This is a genomic window from Pseudomonas sp. L13 (assembly GCF_009935965.1).
GTDB lineage: Bacteria > Pseudomonadota > Gammaproteobacteria > Pseudomonadales > Pseudomonadaceae > Aquipseudomonas > Aquipseudomonas lactis.
Window position 1 is genome coordinate 156,991 of the sequence record NZ_QODJ01000002.1, and the last position, 14,812, is coordinate 171,802.

Genomic DNA, 14,812 nt, shown 5'->3' on the forward strand with positions numbered 1-14,812 from the left:
GGGAGCTGGCTTGCCTGCGATGGCTGTAGTGAATTCACTACTGCTATCGCAGGCAAGCCAGCTCCCACAGTGTTGATTGCATTTCAAATCAATAGTTTTGTGAGGACATGGCTGTGCGCTCGACCGAAGTTGTGATCATTGGCGCCGGCGCCGCAGGCTTGATGTGCGCGCTGACCGCCGCCGGGCGTGGGCGCAAGGTGATGTTGATCGACCACGCCAACAAGGCCGGCAAGAAAATCCTGATGTCCGGTGGCGGTCGCTGCAACTTCACCAATATGTACACCGAGCCGGCCAATTTTCTCTCGCATAACGCGCACTTCTGCAAGTCGGCCCTGGCCCGCTACACCCAGTGGGATTTCATCGGGTTGGTGGCCAAGCACGGCGTGCCCTACCACGAGAAGAAACTCGGCCAGCTGTTCTGCGACAACAAGTCCAGCGACATCCTCGGCATGCTGCTCGATGAGTGCATCCAGACCGGCGTGAGCCTGCACCTGGACACCTCCATCGAGGCCATCGCCAAGCTCGAAAGCGGCTATCAACTGCAAACCACCTTGGGAGAGCTGCGCTGTGAATCGCTGGTGATCGCCACGGGCGGTTTGTCGATCCCGACACTGGGCGCTACCGGTTTCGGTTACCAAGTGGCCAGGCAATTCGGCCACGAACTGCTGCCGACCCGCGCCGGGCTGGTGCCGTTCACCATCACCGACCAGCTCAAGGAGTTGTGCGGCGAGTTGTCCGGCACCTCGGTCGACTGCCTGGTGAGCTGCAACGGCCAGAGTTTTCGCGAGAACATCCTGTTCACCCACCGTGGCCTGAGCGGGCCGGCAATTTTGCAGATTTCCTCGTATTGGCACTCCGGCGACACGGTAGAAATCAACCTGCTGCCCGACCACGACGCCCATGCCTGGCTGCAACAGCAACAGGCCGAACACCCCAACAGCGAGTTGAAAACCCTGCTGGGCGAGATCTTCACCAAGAAGATGGCCAACTTGCTGGCCCAAAGCTGGTTCGAGTCCAAGCCGATGAAGCAGTACACCCACGCTGAAATTGCCGATATCGCGCAAAAACTGGGGAGCTGGCAACTGGTACCGGCCGGCACCGAGGGTTATCGCACCGCCGAGGTGACACTGGGCGGAGTGGATACGCGAGAAGTGTCGTCCAAGACCATGGAATCGCTGAAAAGCCCCGGCCTGTACTTTATCGGCGAAGTGCTGGATGTGACCGGCCACCTCGGCGGGTTCAATTTCCAGTGGGCCTGGGCCTCGGGCTACGCGGCGGCGCAATACGCCTGACTTGCACCTTGAAATGCAATCCCCTGTGGGAGCTGGCTTGCCTGCGATAGCGGCGGTGAATCCAACACCGCTATCCCAGGCCAGCCAGCTCCCACAGTGGTTTTGCAGTGATCCTGAAAATTTTGCGCTTGGATGTGATCGCCACGCTTGCCGTGGCGTCATTACTGGCTCAATTTAGCGACAACGTCCCGGAAGACTCCAGACTTCATGTCATCGACCTCGTTCAAGCAGTCCATGCGGCGCCTGTGGGCGCTGGATAAATTCAGCTACAGCGTACGGGTGTTCATCGCCCTTACCGGCAGCATGGCGTTGTGTTGGTACCAAGATGAAATGACGCTGCTGATCCCGCTGTTCCTGGGGATTATCGCCAGCGCCCTGGCCGAGACCGATGACAGTTGGCAAGGCCGTCTCAATGCGCTGGCGGTGACACTGGTGTGTTTCAGCATTGCCGCGCTGTCGGTAGAGCTGCTGTTTCCTTATCCGTGGATCTTCGCCATTGCCCTGGCCCTGGCCAGTTTCTGCCTGACCATGCTCGGCGCGCTGGGCGAACGCTATGGCGCGATTGCTTCGGCCACCTTGATTCTGTCGGTCTACACCATGATCGGCGTGGACCAGCGCGGCGGCGCCGTCACGGATTTCTGGCATGAGCCCCTGCTGCTGGTCGCCGGTGCCGCCTGGTACGGCGCGTTGTCGGTGCTGTGGCAGGCGCTGTTTTCCAACCAGCCGGTGCAGCAGAGCCTGGCGCGGTTGTTCCGCGAGCTGGGGCGCTACCTCAAGCTCAAGTCCTCCCTGTTCGAACCGATCCGGCAGTTGGATGTAGAAGCGCGGCGCCTGGAATTGGCCCAGCAAAATGGCCGGGTAGTCGCTGCGCTGAATGCCGCGAAGGAAATCATCCTGCACCGCGTCGGCAATGGCCGGCCGGGCTCGAAGGTCAGCCGTTACCTGAAACTCTACTTCCTTGCCCAGGACATCCACGAGCGCGCCAGTTCCTCCCACTACCCCTACAACGCCCTCACTGAAGCCTTCTTCCACAGCGATGTGCTGTTTCGCTGCCAGCGCTTGCTGCGCCAGCAAGGCAAGGCCTGCCAGACCCTGGCCGAGTCGATCCAATTGCGCCAACCGTTCATCTATGACGACAGTTTTGCCGAAGCCCTGGGCGACCTCAACGCGTCCCTGGAACACCTGCGCATCCAGAGCAACCCGGCCTGGCGTGGCCTGCTGCGCTCCTTGCGCGCCCTGGCGGCCAACCTGTCCACCCTCGACCGCCTGCTGGGCGACGCCAGCAACCCCGATGCCCTGGCCGACGCCACCGACAGCAACCTGCTGGACCGCGCCCCGCGCAACCTCAGGGAAATGTGGACGCGCCTGCGCACCCAACTCACACCCACCTCGCTGCTGTTTCGCCACGCCCTGCGCCTGTCCCTGGCGTTGACCGTCGGCTACGCCACCCTGCACGCCATCCATGCGTCTCAGGGTTACTGGATCATCCTCACTACCCTGTTCGTGTGCCAACCGAGCTACGGCGCCACCCGGCGCAAGCTCGGCCAGCGGATCATCGGCACCGCCATCGGCCTCACCGTGGCCTGGGCGCTGTTCGATCTGTTCCCCAACCCGGTGGTGCAGTCGATGTTCGCTATCGCCGCAGGCCTGGTGTTCTTTATCAACCGCACCACCCGCTACACCCTGGCGACGGCGGCGATCACCTTGATGGTGCTGTTCTGCTTCAACCAGGTGGGCGATGGCTACGGGCTGTTCCTGCCGCGCCTGTTCGATACGTTGCTCGGTAGCCTGATCGCGGGCCTGGCGGTGTTCCTGTTCCTGCCAGACTGGCAAGGCCGACGCTTGAACAAAGTGCTGGCCAACACCCTGACCTGCAACAGCATCTACCTGCGCCAGATCATGCAGCAATACGCCGCAGGCAAGAGCGACGACCTGGCTTACCGCCTGGCCCGCCGCAATGCCCACAACGCCGACGCCGCGTTGTCCACCACCCTGGCCAATATGCTGATGGAGCCGGGGCACTTCCGTAAGGAAGCCGACGTGGGCTTCCGCTTCCTGGTGCTGTCTCACACCTTGCTCAGTTATTTGTCAGGGTTGGGGGCGCATCGCGATACTTCGCTACCGAGCGATGTGCGTGAGCACTTGATCGAAGGCGCGGGCAACAGCCTGGCGGCGAGCATTGATGAGATCGCCACCGGCCTGGCCAACAAACAGTCGATTGCGATCCAGAGTGATGCCGAGGAAGCGCTGGCCGCCGAGCTTGAGCAAATGCCCGATGAAATCGACGAAGGGCAGCGGCTGGTACAGACGCAGTTGGCGTTGATTTGCCGGCAGTTGGGGCCGTTGCGTACGTTGGCGGCGCATCTGATCAAGGATACCGGCGCGGCTTAGGCCGCTATCGCAGGCAAGCCAGCTCCCACATTTGACCGAGCTCCAACATAAGAATGCGGGCAAAATGTGGGAGCCGGGCTTGCCCGCGATGAAGCCCGCAAGCACGCTACATCCCATGCGCCTTCATCAACCGCGCATAACTGCCATCAGCCTTCATCCTGGCAATCTCCCGATCAAAACCGGCGACAATCCGCGCATGCTCGGGGTTCTTCAAACTGACCAGAATATGCAGGCTGTTCTCGCTCAAAGGCTTGCCCACAAACGCCACGGTATTGCGCACCCGCGGCGACTCCCGAGCCAGGTAATAACGCGCCACGTATTCATCTTCCAGCGTCAACCTCACCCGCCGCGCCGCGAGCATGCGCACCGCCATGGCAAAGTTATGCACCGGCACTTTCTGTAGCTGGGTGTCTTGATCGAACGCTGCCGAGTAAGCGTAACCGCGCACCACGGCGATGGTCTCGTCGCGCAGTTCGGCCAGGCCCTGATAACCAATGTCATCGTCGCTGCGCTTGAGAAAGCGCACACGGTTAAGCAGGTACTCAGCAGAAAATTGGCCAAACTGCGTGCGGGCCTCGTCGTACCAGGCGTTGATCAGCACATCGTAGCGCCCATCCCCTACGCCCTTGAGCGCACGGGCCCAGGGCACCTGTTCAAAATCACTGGCGTACCCCGCACGGGCCAGGGCTGTGCTGACGATATCCGTGGCCAGACCGCCATTGATCAAGGTGGCATCAGTGAATGGCGGCCAGCCATCCGCCACCAGACGCAGACGCTGGGCCAGCACCGGCTGGGCCAGCAACAGCACTGCGATCAAAGCAACGGCACGAGTCAATCGCGGCATGCTCAAAGTCCTTGGCGGGCAGGCGGTGGCCTGATAACAGTAGCTCATCAATAAGCTTGCATTGCAGATTACACAAAGCAGCCAAAGGCGCACGCACTGAATGATGGCAAATTGACGCTATTCACACATTTGCCAATTTTAGACAGCAGCGCCCGTCACGCTTACTATCCAGGCACGTCTTTATAAGAGCACACATCATGACGGTTGATTGGGTTTGCAAACATCACAACGACTTGGGCAAGGACCAGCTGTACGCCCTCCTTCGCTTGCGCAGCGAGGTATTCGTCGTCGAGCAGAAATGCGCGTATCAGGACATCGACGGGCAGGACCTGGCGGGGGACACCCATCACCTGATGGCCTGGAACGACAATGAACTGGTGGCTTACCTACGCCTGCTGGACCCGGAGTCCCAGGGCGGCGACGTGGTGATTGGCCGCGTTATCGTTTCGCAGGCGGCACGGGGCACTGGGCTGGGGCATCAAATGCTGGAAGAGGCGCTTGAGCGTATTGAGGATGTCTGGCCGCAAACGCCGATTTTTCTCTCGGCCCAGGCGCATTTGCAGGGGTATTACGGGCGGTATGGGTTTGTGGTGTCGGGTGAGGAATACCTGGAGGACGATATCCCCCATATTGGTATGCGGCGCCTCTGAGGGCGCCATCGCAGGCAAGCCAGCTCCCACATTGGAACGCATTCAACTGTGGGAGCCGGGCTTGCCCGCGATAGCGTCAGTCCTGCCACCGCTGAACTCAGGGGTAGCCCAACACCTGCTTGATCGACGCCAGATTAGCCTTGATCCACCCCCGATCAATCGCCCCCCAATTCCGAATCCGATAGCGCCCGGCATGGTTGCGCGCACCATCCTCCTGCTCGAACTCACAGACAATATCCAGGTCGGCCAACGCCGCAATCGTATCCTGGGCGGTACGCCTAGGCATGCCGGTGGCCTCGGTCAGCGCCGGGACGCTGCTGGCCAGTTGGCTGTCGATCAAGTACGCCACGTACAGGCGGCGGTAGAAGCTGCTTTTGGTCTTGCTCACATCCATGGTCAGTCGCCTTAGGGTTAGGGCTTGCCCTGCAAATCGCGCCAGGTGAGGTACACACGCAGGTCGAATTCCACCTGATGGTAGCCCGGCATCATGTATTGGCAGAGTTTATAGAACGCCTTGTTGTGGTCCGACTCCTTGAAGTGAGCCAGTTCATGTACCACGATCATGCGCAGAAACTCCGGGGCCGCTTCCTTGAACAGCGAAGCGATGCGGATCTCTTTCTTGGACTTGAGATTACCGCCCTGCACCCGGGAAATCGTGGTGTGCAAACCCAAGGCACGATGGGTCAGGTCCAGGCGGTTGTCGAACAGCACTTTGTCGATAGACGGCGCGTTACGCAGGTGCTCCTGCTTCAAGGCCAGGGCGTACGCATACAGGGCCTTGTCGCTCTGCACCCCATGGCGTTCGGGGTAACGCTGTTCCAGGTAAGCACCCAACTGGTCCTTGGCGATCAGTTGGCGCACTTGCTCCTGGAGCGCAGCGGGGTAGGCCTGGAGGTATTTCAACGCGGTCATGGGCTCGGCAACGCAATTGGGACGGGCGCCAGTGTAGCGAATTCAAAGCGCGCGAGGGTACGACCAGCCGGCAACGTCTTCGGCCATCAACGGCTGCGCCGCCCACGGCCCCTGGATATACGCGCAGCCATTGGCCTTTAGCCACTGTGTTTGCTCAAGGGTCTCCACGCCTTCGGCGATCACCAGCACACCAAAATGCTCACACAGTTGGATGATGCTGCGCGCCATCGCCGCATCGCGCGCCGAGCCAGGCAGGCGCGCCACCAGTTGAGGGTCAAGCTTGAGGGTATCGAACTTGAGGTCGCGCAAATGGGCCAGGGAGCACTGGCCGCAGCCAAAATCGTCCAGGGCAATCCGCACCCCGATCCGGCGCAGTAACTGGAGTTGCTTTGTAGACTCGGCAAGATTGCTCATCAAGCAGTCCTCGCCGATTTCCACCTCCAGTTGCCGCCCCTCTAACCCATGCCGCTCCAGCACCTGCTGCAGTTGGTTAGCCAGGTTGGGCATGTTGAACTGGCTGCTGCTCAGGCTCACGCTCAACACCAGTTCGGGGTCGAAGGCGGCTTGCCAGGCCTGGCGCTGGGCAGCGACTTGCTGGTAGATCCAGGCACTCAACTGGTTGATCAACCGCGCCTCTTCCAGCAGCGGCAAGAACAGGCCCGGGGGCACATCGCCGACGCTGGGATGTTGCCAGCGCAACAGCGCCTCGACGCCGCGCAAACGCCCGTCTTCCAGGCAGACCTGAGGCTGGTACACCAAAGTGAAATCCTTGTTCGCAATGGCGGTACGCACACTGTCTTCCAGCATCAGCCGCGAGCGGGCGCGGCCGTTCATTTCCTGGTCGTAGTAACGATACTGCTGACGGCCGGCGCGCTTGGCTTCGTACATGGCAATATCCGCCGCCCGCAGCAGGCCGCCCAAGTCCGAGCCGCAATCCGGGAAGGTCGCGATGCCGATACTGACCCCAAGCATCACCTCCAACCCATCGACCTGCTGGCACACAGACACCCGTTCGATGAGCTTTTCCGCAATCTTCGCGGCCTGCTCGGGGAACTCCAGCTCCAGCAACGCAGTGAACTCATCCCCGCCCATGCGCCCCAGAATATCGTAGGAACGCAGGCACGCCTGCATTTGCTCCGAGACCCAGCGCAACACGCGATCCCCGGCGTCATGGCCCAGCGTATCGTTGACCCGCTTGAAACCATCCAGGTCCAGGTACAGCAATACCAGCGCCTGCTCGCTACGTTCGCTGCGCAGCAAGGTGTTCTCCATCGCCTGATGGAAACCACGCCGGTTCAACAGCCCGGTCAACGGGTCGGTCACGGCCTGGAACTCAAGCTGCTGATGCAGGTGCCTTACTTCGGACATGTCCAGCACCGTCACCACCATCGCCTTCTGCTCGGCAGGCAAGGGCGCGCAGGACAACGCCACCGGCACCTGCTGGCCCCGACCGGTGCGCAAAATGGCATCGTGCTGGCGCCACGTCTCGCCCCGGCGATACGCCTCGTACATGGGGAAACCCAACCAGGCTGGCACATGGGGCTTTTGCAGGAAACTGAGGAAACTCTCGCCCTGCAACTCAGCCATTGTTGCATTCAACAGCCGCGAAATGGCCGGGTTGGCGTACTCGATCACACTGGCTTCGCTCACCACCAGAATGCCCTCGGCGGCGTTATCCAGCACCGAGGCATTAAAAGCGCGGGCCAACTCCAGGTCATGGCTCAGGCGCTGCAAGGCACGGCGATTGCGCTGGTGCTCCAGCAACGCCTGCACCTTGGGCTTGAGGATATGCGGGTCAAAGGGCTTGAACAGGTAGTCGATCGCCCCGCTGGCATAGCCTTCAAGTACCGCGTCGGGCGAATGGGCGGTGGCGGTCAGAAAGATAATCGGCGTCATGCGCGTGCGCTGGCTGCCCCGCATCAGGCGTGCCACCTCGAAGCCGTCCATGCCCGGCATGCGCACGTCCAGCAGCACCAGGTCGACGTCGTGGGCCAGCAGTAACTCCAGGGCCTCCAGGCCAGACGCGGCGGTGATCACACGCCAATCGTCACGCTGCAACAGCGCACGCATGCTGACGAGGTTTTCCGGGTAGTCATCGACCACCAACAGAACCGAAATTGCATCGTCGTGTTGTGGAGCGCCATCCATGCTACGTCTCTTCCTTAGGGAGCTACACCGGTCACTTTTGCTACCAAGGCCGGATAAACACTGAGGGCTCACTCTAGCCGCGCGACCAAAAAAGCAGAAGTGACGTGGGAGCCATCATTGTGCCAAAGGCCAGGAAGCCGACTAACGGTAAGGCCCTGTAGGCCGCGGTTCACGGGCAACATGGCTTTTTGACATTTCGCTGACGCCAATAAATTGCCAGCAATTGTTTAACAATCTCACCAGCACCGCCTATAAAGAACCTGGAAGGCCCGTTGGGCCAATGCCTACACCCTCTGTAAAAAGGCCAACACCATGATCGACCTTTCCACCTGGAACCTGAGCATTCCGGTCGGCTCCCCACCCACGACCATTGAAACGCCAAGGCTGATGAGCGGCTTCAACGATCAATACTTCCAGGCCGAAGGTAGCGACGTGCAATTCTGGACACCTGTGACGGGCTCGCGCACCGAAAACGCCATCTACCCACGCAGCGAACTGCGCGAAACCTACGCCGACGGCCGCCTGCGCAACTGGACCTACCCCGAGGCCGACAACTTCCTGCGCGCCACCCTCACGGTCAACCAGGTGCCCTCCTCCGGCAAGATCGTGATCGGCCAGATCCACGCGTACGACAGCCAGAAACCGTTGATCAAGCTGGAGTACCAATTCAAGGAGAAAACCCAGACCGGCAACATCGTCGCCAAAGTGCGCATGCGCCCGGACGAAGCCGAAAGCCGGGTGATCATCGTCGCCTCCAATGTGCCGCTGGAGAAGAGCTTCACCTATGTGATCAACCTCAACAAAGCCGGGTTGCTCAGCGTGTACGCCGCCGACAGCGAGTGGAATGAACGGATCGGCGCGGCCTGGGGTGACAAGCCGTTGTACTTCAAGGCGGGGGTGTACGTGCAGGACAATTCGGGCGACACCAATGAGGGCGCGCGGGTGACGTTTGCGAAGTTGGATATTGATCATGAGTGAATCGTCCCGTGATACACAGGATTTTTCCCAGATAAATCCAACACCTTAAACACCCCACAGCCCCCTGTGGGAGCCGGGCTTGCCCGCGATGGCGGCATATCAGCCACTATCCTCGGCGCCTGACACACCGCCATCGCGGGCAAGCCCGGCTCCCACATTGACTGTGCGTAAGCTCAAGGTCCGGTGCGGGTCCTACAGCACCATTGCGACAAGCCAGATCGCCGCTTATAGTTCGCCCCGTCGCTGGCATTGATCGGCGATAGGGTTTCGCAGCCCTGCAGAGTTAAAACCGCACCCGTCAAAACAACCCCGGTACTCTTGCCGAAGGTCGTCTTTGTTATGGCGGCTGTGCGTGGGAGACCTTCGGGTCTGCCGGGTCTTAACTCCTCGGTCTGCGAACCCGCGTACAGCTGCCACCCAATTTGTTTCGCAGCAAACGGTGGTCATTCTTCTCTCGAGTTAAGGATTCACCATGACCCAGCAACTACCACCTCGTCGCTTCACCCCTTGCACCGAAACCGCCACCGACTACCCCGTGCTGCTGATCGACAGCGAAGCCCCACTGCTCGACCTCCACGCCTGCCTGCGCGAACGCCTCAACGCCGCTCTGGAACACCTCAACCTGATGGCCTGCTCCAGCCTGCCGGACTTCGCCGAGCGCGACCTGAACAACGTCGCCAATACCGCGTGTATTCTGGTGCAGGATGTAAGTGATGTGTTTCGGGTGATGGAGCACCGTGGTTTCGGCGCCTCATCTGCAAGTTGATTAAATGGTGTCCATAAAAAGCCCGCATCGCTGCGGGCTTTTTATTAACACTTGAGGCTCAGCTCACCTTAGCGTTCAACTCACCTTTCAAATACCGCTGATACATCGCTTCCAACGAGATCGGCTTGATCTACAAAGCATTGCCCCCCGTACCGAACGCTTCATAACCCGTGATAGAGCAATCACGCATGGCGCTCTCGGTTGCAAGGGAAAACCACAGATGCGGGTCAGTATCAACGTAAGCACTCTATACGCCGCGCCTAGCGTCCTCGACTAAACGCTTATAGCGCTGAGCACCCGCGAAGAAAAACATGTGCCCACAACGGCTACGAAACCTTCGGGTTTTATGCAACAGGATATTACGGCCTCGTATATAAATTAGTGCTTTTAGAAATCAACGGGGAAGCGAAATGTAGGAAATACCAATCAGAACGATCCGATAAGCTCATGGACAAATACACAAAAATTCGACTGAGAACAATACCGCTCAAGAAAACCAAATTGACAATCTCAATAGGCGCTCATACGTTTTAATTGCATCGCACATCTGCGAAGGCAACAACCCTGAGGAACTATATTATGAAACGAGTAACTATAGAACCGACGCTCAACAATCAATCAAACGACGCGTACCAGACCCCTCACTTCTCACTTAAAGCGGTGACTGTACCCCACTACGCATTCGTTCCAAACTGTAAGGATCGAATTATTGAAGCTTCTGCTGACAGTAGAAAACTAGAAATTAAATAATCATTTACCGCCTGGGCTTCGGCCCAGGCAGCCCCTAAAAATGAATCTCGCTAAATGAATTTCACCAAACCTAATAGGTGGTTAGGCGGCTATGTGTACTGCGAAGAAAAAATGGCTCTCAAACGACATATTTCTTGTACTTAAAGATGGCGCGGCTTACTTGTGGGACTATAGAAATCACGCTCAATACCAGATAAGTGCTGGGGAGTTCGAGCGGTTAGTGAATTTTTCTGCAGGCGCTTTCGTATCAGATACAGACGATGACATATCCATAGACACATCCGGGGTCCTTCATGACGTGAAACCAACCGATGAATGGGGTTGGGACGTGTTATCAAAAATATTCCACATTGGGACATCTCACCCGAATTCGCCAGCCCCTGACAAGCCTGAAATGTACATTGAATACGCTAAAAGCTACTTGAATTTCTGCAAGTCCATCCATAAGAATGAACCAAATATTTCTTTAATAAAAGGAGGCGAAAAAACACTACTGCCACCTCCAAACATTTCAGTCATTAAAGAAGCGAGTCTATGGGAAACCCTTTTGGCACGTCATACTTGTCGAGATTTTTTTGACACTTCAGTACCAGTATTATCACTAGCAACCATACTGTATGGAACTTTAGCCGATAAAAAAGAGGTTGATTACGACGCTCCGACTGGCGCTCAAAAGTTCGGATTCAGAAGGACGTCACCTTCGGCCGGAGGCTTACAGGCGACGGAGGGCTATGTATGGGTACGGAATGTCGAGGATCTTGCACCCGGAATTTATCATTATATAAGTGAACAGCATACGCTGGAGAAAGTACGCGACCTTCCGCCTGAAGTAATATCTACTTATTTATGCGGCCAGCACTGGGCAAATAACTTGGCATTCGCAATTTTTTTCACCTCTCGCTTTGACAAGCTTTGGTGGAAATACCCTCACTCTCGTGCCTATCGCCCAATGTTGCTGGACGTCGGGCACCTATCACAAACTGCAAATTTATTAATCACCGCACTTGGCTTACATCCTTGGTTGACCGGTTACTTTCATGACAAAGAGATAAATGAACTATTAGAAGTAAACCTTCCCTCGGAACAAGTCATCTTTTTGGTAGGTGCGGGGCATGGCACGGGTAGTTCGTACACCACCGAAATTAGGAAACTACTAGACGGGGTCTGATGAGGTGCTGACTATGGTCAATTTTGAAAATGATGACAGTGTAATCCTTGGCATTAAAGATGGACATGACGGAGCGGTAGCTCTAATTATCGGTAACCACTTGGAGTTTTCTCTAGAAGCGGAAAAGGATAACGGACTTCGCTTTTCAAGCGTGACACCTGACGTACTTTTGAAAATTTTTCACATGTTCAACAAACCCGTAGACATAGTGGCTCAGAGTGGGTGGAGTAGAGGACTGAGTTCAGGAAGTGACACCATTGGCGCAGGCTATTCTGGATTAACGCAGATTCTTTACCAAAAACGATCAATATTTGGTCGCGACGTTACTTATTTCTCATCCTCCCATGAACGCTCACATCTTTTATGTGGATATGGGCTTTCGCCGTTCCCACAAGGACAACCTTGCTACGCATTACTTTGGGAGGGTTATTTTGGTGCATTCTATCGAATCGATGAAAACGTAAATATTTCTAAATTAGGTAGTGCACTTGAAAACCCTGGGGACAGATTTGCTTTTCTATACGCGCTCGCAGATCCTACTTTTAATCTTGGGGCGGGGCAAATTCGTTTAAGTGATGCCGGAAAACTCATGGCGCTCGCCGCTTATGGCGAAAACGGTGAGATTGATGAGGACGCCAGACACATAATAGCGACGCTACTCGACGAGAACACGAATTTTAGAAAGCTTCACAAGCGCCAATTCCGTAAAAGCAAATATTACAATATTGGAATTGAAAACCCTCGACTCGCATCGCTTGCACACCAATTTTCAAACGCAATTTTCAATCTGTTTCGCGACTTTGTTCAGCCGCTAGTTTTTGATGACGCACCTTTATTAATTGTTGGTGGATGTGGATTAAATTGTGACTGGAATACCAAATGGAAAGAGACACAACTATTCCCTGATGTATTTATTCCTCCGTGCACAAACGACAGTGGATCTGCAATTGGAACTGCGATTGATGCATTATTGCACACCAAAGGACTTGCCAAGATAACTTGGTCGCCCTATGCAGGCGAGCCATCACAGATTGACACAGATAATACAGGCACCTTCATTAGTGAACCCTATGATATACGGCGTGTTGCACAATTGCTTCATGACGGTTCCATATTAGGTTGGGTGCAGGGTAGATATGAAATGGGGCCTAGAGCCCTAGGGAATCGCTCAATATTGGCGGCGCCCTACCCTAGAGAAAATCTCATTAGATTGAATAAAATGAAGCAGCGCGAAGGGTTTCGACCTATTGCGCCGATATGTCTAGAAGAATGTATGGGTGAATACTTCCACCCGTCTACTCCCTCCCCCTTCATGCTAGAGTTTCGCAGAGTAATTTCATCTAAAATTCCGGCGGTCACGCACGTTGATAACTCAGCGCGTCCTCAATCAGTCAATAAATCGCAAAATCCTCGTATGTATCAATTACTGAGTGCCTATCGTGATATTTCAGGAGTCGGTGTACTTTGTAACACTTCCCTGAATTTTAACGGTCGCGGTTTTATTAATAGGTTGAGCGACCTCTGTCGATTCGCCAGCGAACATCAACTCGACGGCTTCGTATTTGAAGACAAATTTTTTCTCAATTCAGATCGGCATGATGAAAACATCTAGTAAGCTTATTTATGTGCAAGCGCTATCCAGCCTCTCATTATGGCTTGATATTTTTTTGATCTTCACGGTGCCCGTTTATGTATGGCATGCCTCTCCTTCATCGATAGCATTTCTGGCTTTTTGCCTAGGTGCCCCAATGTTGTTTCTTGGCCCTATCATTGGAACACTGATAGATCGCCATGACGTCAGGAAAACACTATTACTGGGTGCCTTGCTGCGCACACTGTCTACTGTAGCACTAGCAGTGTCTCCAGACCTTCAGAGTTTTTTGTTTTTCGTTTTATTCAAAGGTGTGTCAAACTTATTTTACTTTCCTTCGATGACCATCGCGGTCCGAAGCTTGATACTTGCCGAAGAGCGTAAATCTTTTTTCAGTTACGTCAGTGTATTTGATCAATCTTCTAAAATTCTCGCCCCGTTACTTGCAGGTGCGTTAGCGGTAGTATTGCCACCCAAGGATTTATTCTTTTTATCGGCTGCCGCCGTGTTATTAACCACTCCATTTCTAAGGTCTATTTGCCGGGCGTTCCGAACGCAAATAAATGCCCCCTCTACGAAAACCCTTCCACTCCATCGCGACATAACGAGAGGGTTTTCTATATTCAATGCCCTGCCCTTTCAACTCCGCATAGGCTTTTTGTACTCCCTACTGACATCGCTTGCGTTAGGAGTTTACGACCCGCACTTGGCGTCCTTTCTAGCCTACGAAGCTTTACCTCCAGTCAGTTTTTCAGTGATCGTTTCCGCGACAGCCGCAGGCGCGATATGTGCCGCACTGCTGATGAAGTTAAAGTTAAGCAATATCGATGAGATTCTACTTCGATCACATGCATTAATTATTTTCTCTACAGCATTAATCGTCACCGCAATTTTAGTATTTTTTCAAGTACCTGGAAGGGCCTATCTCTATCCGTTGGTTTGGTTTGTGAATGGTTTCAGCTATGAGCTTTTAATCATATCCTCAAACATAATCCTTCAACAGTTATGCCCTCCTGACAATATTGGAAGAGTGTCCATGTCTTTCAGAAGCCTCCAAATGCTCTGCATTATAATTGGGCCTTCATTAGGGACAATACTAATAATCGCAGGCGGTCGCTCAGCACCTTTCGTTGCGGCTGCATGCATGGCTTTTTTAACTGCATCAGTATCAATTGCGGTCTATTTATATCTGTGCAAAAAACAAGCGCACACGTCTATCAGTTAGTGCTGCATCGAACGATAACCCGGTGACCCTCCTAACACTTAAAGTTGCCTATTCAAGTCCACAAAAAAGCCCGCATCGCTGCGGGCTTCTTTAGTTA

Annotated in this window: 12 protein-coding genes and 1 pseudogene; 8 read left to right on the forward strand and 5 right to left on the reverse strand. The window is 55.4% G+C overall.

All coding sequences use genetic code 11. From position 1 onward, the window contains the following. Positions 1–113: 113 nt before the first annotated feature. Both DK871_RS02390 and yccS read left to right on the forward strand, forming a co-directional pair. Positions 114–1,292 carry an NAD(P)/FAD-dependent oxidoreductase gene (locus tag DK871_RS02390; protein ID WP_034129071.1) on the forward strand — a complete coding sequence of 393 codons (1,179 nt, stop codon included), beginning with the start codon at positions 114–116 and terminating at the stop codon, positions 1,290–1,292. Positions 1,293–1,499: 207 nt separating this feature from the next. Beyond that, positions 1,500–3,683, forward strand: a complete 2,184-nt coding sequence (gene yccS / locus DK871_RS02395; protein WP_161903855.1) for a YccS family putative transporter — start codon at positions 1,500–1,502, stop codon at positions 3,681–3,683. A 106-nt stretch (positions 3,684–3,789) separates the two neighbouring features. Here the strand turns inward: yccS and DK871_RS02400 are convergent, their stop codons facing one another. Then, complete coding sequence (locus DK871_RS02400; RefSeq protein WP_161903856.1) at positions 3,790–4,527, reverse strand: ABC transporter substrate-binding protein; 738 nt, start codon at positions 4,525–4,527, stop codon at positions 3,790–3,792. A 197-nt stretch (positions 4,528–4,724) separates the two neighbouring features. Here DK871_RS02400 and DK871_RS02405 point away from each other — a divergent pair, with 197 nt between their 5' ends. Further along, entirely contained in the window at positions 4,725–5,177 is a 453-nt protein-coding gene (locus DK871_RS02405) for a GNAT family N-acetyltransferase (RefSeq protein WP_161903857.1), read from the forward strand. Between the two features lie 97 nt (positions 5,178–5,274). Here DK871_RS02405 and DK871_RS02410 read toward each other — a convergent pair whose 3' ends face one another. The 3 genes from DK871_RS02410 to DK871_RS02420 are packed head-to-tail and all read right to left on the reverse strand — an operon-like array spanning position 5,275 to position 8,237. Further along, on the reverse strand, positions 5,275–5,571 hold the full coding sequence (locus DK871_RS02410; RefSeq protein WP_161903858.1) for a helix-turn-helix domain-containing protein: 297 nt from the start codon (positions 5,569–5,571) through the stop codon (positions 5,275–5,277). A gap of 17 nt (positions 5,572–5,588) precedes the next feature. Then, positions 5,589–6,089, reverse strand: a complete 501-nt coding sequence (locus tag DK871_RS02415; protein WP_014720273.1) for a M48 family metallopeptidase — start codon at positions 6,087–6,089, stop codon at positions 5,589–5,591. A 42-nt stretch (positions 6,090–6,131) separates the two neighbouring features. Next, entirely contained in the window at positions 6,132–8,237 is a 2,106-nt protein-coding gene (locus DK871_RS02420) for a bifunctional diguanylate cyclase/phosphodiesterase (RefSeq protein ID WP_161903859.1), read from the reverse strand. A gap of 312 nt (positions 8,238–8,549) precedes the next feature. On the opposite strand from DK871_RS02420, the gene DK871_RS02425 reads away from it, so the two are divergent. Then, the gene (locus DK871_RS02425; protein ID WP_098950152.1) at positions 8,550–9,215 is read left to right on the forward strand and encodes a polysaccharide lyase family 7 protein; all 666 of its coding nucleotides are present in this window, start codon (positions 8,550–8,552) and stop codon (positions 9,213–9,215) included. Positions 9,216–9,687: 472 nt separating this feature from the next. Further along, positions 9,688–9,981 (forward strand): fructose-bisphosphate aldolase, encoded by a 294-nt coding sequence (locus tag DK871_RS02430; protein WP_161903860.1) that lies wholly within the window; start codon positions 9,688–9,690, stop codon positions 9,979–9,981. Positions 9,982–10,039: 58 nt separating this feature from the next. Here DK871_RS02430 and DK871_RS28880 read toward each other — a convergent pair. Beyond that, positions 10,040–10,186, reverse strand: a pseudogene (locus tag DK871_RS28880) (fructose-1,6-bisphosphate aldolase); the annotation flags it as partial. A 636-nt stretch (positions 10,187–10,822) separates the two neighbouring features. Here DK871_RS28880 and DK871_RS02435 point away from each other — a divergent pair. The 3 genes from DK871_RS02435 to DK871_RS02445 are packed head-to-tail and all read left to right on the forward strand — an operon-like array spanning position 10,823 to position 14,715. Beyond that, on the forward strand, positions 10,823–11,899 hold the full coding sequence (locus DK871_RS02435) for a SagB family peptide dehydrogenase (RefSeq protein ID WP_161903861.1): 1,077 nt from the start codon (positions 10,823–10,825) through the stop codon (positions 11,897–11,899). A 13-nt stretch (positions 11,900–11,912) separates the two neighbouring features. Next, positions 11,913–13,511, forward strand: coding sequence for a carbamoyltransferase C-terminal domain-containing protein (locus tag DK871_RS02440; RefSeq protein ID WP_161903862.1), 1,599 nt, complete (start codon positions 11,913–11,915; stop codon positions 13,509–13,511). Then, a complete protein-coding gene (locus DK871_RS02445) occupies positions 13,498–14,715 on the forward strand; it encodes an MFS transporter (protein ID WP_256677357.1) in 1,218 nt (405 codons plus the stop codon). The genes DK871_RS02440 and DK871_RS02445 overlap by 14 nt, the downstream gene beginning before the upstream one ends. The last annotated feature ends 97 nt before the right edge of the window (positions 14,716–14,812 follow it).

Bases quoted from the DNA above. Each gene is read 5' to 3' on its own strand.
- yccS (WP_161903855.1), top strand. From the start codon at position 1,500: ATGTCATCGACCTCGTTCAAGCAGTCCATGCGGCGCCTGTGGGCGCTG.
- DK871_RS02400 (WP_161903856.1), bottom strand. From the start codon at position 4,527: ATGCCGCGATTGACTCGTGCCGTTGCTTTGATCGCAGTGCTGTTGCTG.
- DK871_RS02405 (WP_161903857.1), top strand. From the start codon at position 4,725: ATGACGGTTGATTGGGTTTGCAAACATCACAACGACTTGGGCAAGGAC.
- DK871_RS02410 (WP_161903858.1), bottom strand. From the start codon at position 5,571: ATGGATGTGAGCAAGACCAAAAGCAGCTTCTACCGCCGCCTGTACGTG.
- DK871_RS02415 (WP_014720273.1), bottom strand. From the start codon at position 6,089: ATGACCGCGTTGAAATACCTCCAGGCCTACCCCGCTGCGCTCCAGGAG.
- DK871_RS02420 (WP_161903859.1), bottom strand. From the start codon at position 8,237: ATGGATGGCGCTCCACAACACGACGATGCAATTTCGGTTCTGTTGGTG.
- DK871_RS02425 (WP_098950152.1), top strand. From the start codon at position 8,550: ATGATCGACCTTTCCACCTGGAACCTGAGCATTCCGGTCGGCTCCCCA.
- DK871_RS02430 (WP_161903860.1), top strand. From the start codon at position 9,688: ATGACCCAGCAACTACCACCTCGTCGCTTCACCCCTTGCACCGAAACC.
- DK871_RS02435 (WP_161903861.1), top strand. From the start codon at position 10,823: ATGTGTACTGCGAAGAAAAAATGGCTCTCAAACGACATATTTCTTGTA.
- DK871_RS02440 (WP_161903862.1), top strand. From the start codon at position 11,913: ATGGTCAATTTTGAAAATGATGACAGTGTAATCCTTGGCATTAAAGAT.
- DK871_RS02445 (WP_256677357.1), top strand. From the start codon at position 13,498: ATGAAAACATCTAGTAAGCTTATTTATGTGCAAGCGCTATCCAGCCTC.